6 protein-coding genes are annotated in these 3,252 nt (G+C 30.8%); 3 read left to right on the plus strand and 3 right to left on the minus strand.

Annotation, left to right across the window (positions count from 1 at the left end):
• Positions 1–158 precede the first annotated feature (158 nt).
• Genes rpmA through rplU form a run of 3 tightly spaced genes read right to left on the minus strand, consistent with a single transcriptional unit; the run spans position 159 to position 1,111 of the window.
• Complete coding sequence (gene rpmA, locus IAA47_03740) at positions 159–443, minus strand: 50S ribosomal protein L27 (GenBank protein ID MBU3842082.1); 285 nt, start codon at positions 441–443, stop codon at positions 159–161.
• Complete coding sequence (locus IAA47_03745) at positions 444–779, minus strand: ribosomal-processing cysteine protease Prp (protein ID MBU3842083.1); 336 nt, start codon at positions 777–779, stop codon at positions 444–446.
• Positions 780–799: 20 nt separating this feature from the next.
• The gene (rplU, locus tag IAA47_03750) at positions 800–1,111 is read right to left on the minus strand and encodes a 50S ribosomal protein L21 (GenBank protein ID MBU3842084.1); all 312 of its coding nucleotides are present in this window, start codon (positions 1,109–1,111) and stop codon (positions 800–802) included.
• A 226-nt stretch (positions 1,112–1,337) separates the two neighbouring features.
• Between rplU and IAA47_03755 the strand changes: the two genes are divergently transcribed.
• The 3 genes from IAA47_03755 to IAA47_03765 form a co-directional block, all read left to right on the plus strand.
• On the plus strand, positions 1,338–2,042 hold the full coding sequence (locus IAA47_03755) for a tRNA threonylcarbamoyladenosine dehydratase (protein ID MBU3842085.1): 705 nt from the start codon (positions 1,338–1,340) through the stop codon (positions 2,040–2,042).
• An 11-nt stretch (positions 2,043–2,053) separates the two neighbouring features.
• Entirely contained in the window at positions 2,054–2,557 is a 504-nt protein-coding gene (locus IAA47_03760) for a flavodoxin (GenBank protein ID MBU3842086.1), read from the plus strand.
• 87 nt (positions 2,558–2,644) lie between these two features.
• Positions 2,645–3,252: toxin-antitoxin system YwqK family antitoxin (locus IAA47_03765; protein MBU3842087.1), on the plus strand; the 608-nt coding region annotated here is incomplete at its 3' end.

Raw genomic sequence — 3,252 nt, forward strand, 5'->3', positions numbered from 1 at the left:
TAAAATCTTCTACTGCAATAGGTATTTTTTTCATAGCTATATTACTCTCCTTTCCTTAAGATATATAATATCTATTATACCATATGCTTAAGAAAATATCTAATATATAGAAAAAAAGCCCCAAAAATTGGGGCTTCTATACTTCTTGATTAACTCAACTATTTTGAAGCGTATATAGACACTTGCTTCTTGTCTTTTCCTAATCTTTCGAATTTTACATATCCATCGATTAGAGCAAATAGAGTATGGTCTTTACCCATTCCCATGTTGTTTCCTGGGTGGAAAGCTGTTCCTCTTTGTCTTACTATGATGTTTCCAGCTTTTACAACTTCTCCATCATATTTTTTTACTCCAAGATATTTAGGATTTGAATCTCTTCCGTTTTTAACAGAACCTTGTCCTTTTTTGTGTGCAAATAATTGTATATTTAAAGTAAATTGCATCTATTTTTCCTCCTTCTCAACAAGCTTTATATTTTTAGGATAATCCCTTGATAAACTTCTTATCATTAATACCATGCTTTCTAATAAAGTGTCTAGCTCTTTCTCTTTTCCTTTATTGTCCATACCTCTCATGTCTACACTTAAGTATCCATCAGAGTCTATTTCAAACTTAGGATAGATATCTAACACATCTTGCATTCCCCCTAAAGGTAGCTGTAATGCCATAGAAAGTGCAGCACAAACTATATCTTCACCATATTCAGCATAGCCTGAATGTCCAGTAGCCTTGTAACCTACAATTCTACCTTTATTTCTATAAATTTCTATTTTTGTCATTGACAATCTAATTTAGACAATTAAGCGTTTATTGAAGTAACTTTAATTTCAGTAAATTGTTGTCTGTGACCTTTTTTTCTGTGGTATCCTGTTTTTGGCTTGTATTTGAAGTTAACTACTTTAGCTCCTTTACCTTGAGCAACAACTTCTGCAACTACTTTAGCTCCTTCTACTACAGGAGTTCCAACTTTTACAGTTTCTCCATTAGCTACTAAAAGAACTTCAGTTAATTCTACAGTTGTGTTAACTTCAGCATTTAATTTCTCTACTCTTAATACGTCACCTTCTGTAACTTTGTATTGTTTACCACCAGTTTTTATAACTGCGTACATTCTAACACCTCCAAAAGTATTAACAATCGCTGAATAGGGTTGCTGATGACCTTATTTCATGCGTAATCTAGATGAAATTATATCATATAATTTAAGTATTGTCAAGACTTCTCAAGTTTTTTTAAGAGAATTTTTGATAATTATTTTAAAGAAAAGTATTGATTTTTTTGAAAAAAAAATGTATTATTTACCTATCTAGTAAATAATTATGAGGTTGATGAATTTTATGATATTTCAAAGAACTGAACTTTTAATAGGAAGTGAAAATTTAGCTAAACTTAAAAACTCTCATGTGATTGTTTTTGGGGTAGGAGGCGTAGGAGGATTTGCCACAGAAGCTCTTGTAAGAGCTGGTGTAGGTGAGATCTCTATTGTAGATTTTGACAGTGTTGATATCACCAATCTGAATAGACAGATTATTTCTCTTCAAAGTACAGTAGGCAAACTTAAAACCTCTGTAATGAAAGAGAGACTGCTCAATATTAATCCAGAATTGATAGTTCATGAGTATCCTATTAAATTTTCAAAAGAAAATATTGATACTTTTTTTAAAGACAAAAATTATTCATATATAGTTGATGCTATTGACTTAGTAACATGTAAATTAGATCTAATCTCTATTGCAAAAGAAAGAAATATTCCTATCATATCATCTATGGGAACTGGAAATAAATTAAATCCTACTATGTTAGAGGTCAGTGATATAAATAAAACCTCTGTTTGTCCTTTAGCTCGTGTTATGAGAAAGGAGCTAAAAAATAGAGGAATAAAAAAATTAAAAGTTGTTTATTCTAAAGAGGAGCCTAGAAAACCTCAAAATTTAAGTGGAAGTAGAGAGAAAAAAGTCAATGTAGGAAGTATCTCATTTGTTCCATCAACTGCTGGACTTATAATAGCTAGTGAAGTGATTAAGGATATTTGTAATTTATAGGAGGAAATATTATGAAAAAAATAGGAGTGTTTTATGGTACTACTTCAGGAACTACCGCTGGAGTTGTTGATGAATTAGAATTTTATTTAAGAAAAGATGACTACGAGGTACATAATGTAGCCGATGGAATATCTACCCTTTCTGAATATGATAATTTGATACTTATTACACCTACTTATGGTGTTGGAGAGCTACAAGCCGACTGGGAAAATGTATATGATGAGTTTTGTAAAATAGATTTTTCTGGAAAAGTTGTAGGTCTTATCGGACTTGGAAATCAATATGCTTTTGGTGAATCATTTGTGGGAGGAATCAAAGTTCTTTATGATGTAGTAATAAATAATGGTGGAAAAGTTGTTGGATTTACATCAACTGAAGGATACCACTATGAAGAATCTGAAGCTGTAATTGGAGACCAATTTGTTGGACTTGCTATCGATGAAGGAAATCAAGGGGATTATACACCTGAAAAGATTGAAAACTGGGTAGCTGAAATTAAACCTGAGTTTAACTAAAATTTCTCTAAATTTTCTATTAAATTTCTAAAAAAAATAGTATAATCTAATAGTATATTTTTCGAAAGAGATTTAAAGGAGAAAAAAGTGAAAAAAATAGTTTCATTTATACTTACTGTTACAATTTGTACATCTATCTTAGGAGCTGAATTTAAAGAGATAACTCCTCTTGAACAACCTCAAATTGAAACTGCTGTTCAAAATTTAGTTCAACCAGAAGAGAAAAAAGTAGAGGAACAACCTGAAAATAAAGAGTCATTTATAGTTGAGGAACCTAAGGAAAGAATTGAGGATTTAGGAATAAAAAGAAAATCTACAAATGGCTTAGTTTATGCTGGTAAAGAGGAGACTCCATATACTGGTAAATTTGCTCTTTTTTTAGGAGATATCATTGAATATACTGAAACTTATGTAGATGGTATCCTGAATGGGCATAAAACTTGGTACTCTTATGATGGAAAAGTTGTATTAGAAGAGACATACAAAAATAATAAAATTGATGGAGAGCAAAAAGCTTACTATGGAAATGGAAATATTAAATCTGTTGTAGATTATAAAAATGGTATCATAGTTAAGATTGCTGCCTATGCTAAAGATGGAACTCTTCTACACCAAAGTGACTTAAGCAAAGGAAGTGGACTTTGGAAATATTACTGGGAAAATGGTAATGTTCTAGAAGAGGGAAATTATAAAAA

Origin of the sequence: Candidatus Fusobacterium pullicola (assembly GCA_018883725.1) — a bacterium.
GTDB classification, from domain to species: domain Bacteria; phylum Fusobacteriota; class Fusobacteriia; order Fusobacteriales; family Fusobacteriaceae; genus Fusobacterium_A; species Fusobacterium_A pullicola.

What these genes read in the sequence shown, in the direction of transcription:
- rpmA (MBU3842082.1), bottom strand. Translation starts at nt 443, where the DNA reads ATGCAATTTACTTTAAATATACAATTATTTGCACACAAAAAAGGACAA.
- IAA47_03755 (MBU3842085.1), top strand. Translation starts at nt 1,338, where the DNA reads ATGATATTTCAAAGAACTGAACTTTTAATAGGAAGTGAAAATTTAGCT.
- rplU (MBU3842084.1), bottom strand. Translation starts at nt 1,111, where the DNA reads ATGTACGCAGTTATAAAAACTGGTGGTAAACAATACAAAGTTACAGAA.
- IAA47_03760 (MBU3842086.1), top strand. Translation starts at nt 2,054, where the DNA reads ATGAAAAAAATAGGAGTGTTTTATGGTACTACTTCAGGAACTACCGCT.
- IAA47_03745 (MBU3842083.1), bottom strand. Translation starts at nt 779, where the DNA reads ATGACAAAAATAGAAATTTATAGAAATAAAGGTAGAATTGTAGGTTAC.